At 47.3% G+C, this 283-nt stretch carries 1 pseudogene; it reads right to left on the bottom strand.

Annotated features, from left to right (window positions below):
* Positions 1–283: pseudogene (locus A3761_RS27185) on the bottom strand (chemotaxis protein CheA); the annotation flags it as partial.

Below are 283 nucleotides of genomic sequence, written 5' to 3'. Positions count from 1 at the left end.
AGGAAGCCCTTAACAGCATCCATACCAACACCACGCCCTGAAACGTCCGTAACCTCATCCGCAGTAGAGAAGCCCGAGGAGAAGATCAAATTAGCGATTTCACTCGCTGAAGGCTTCGGATCGGATTCTGCATAAATACCCTTCTCGATCGCCATTTTATAGATACGGCTAATTGCAATACCGCGCCCGTCATCGCGAACCGCAAGGTTTGCCAAATCGTCTATATAGCTAACGTCCAGACTAATAGTACCACTTTCAGATTTTCCTTTTTCAAGGCGCTCAT

The sequence above is a fragment of the Oleiphilus sp. HI0123 genome (assembly GCF_001635315.1).
Note: the sequence above shows the minus strand (reverse complement) of the source record. Positions and strands in the feature narration are given on the sequence as shown.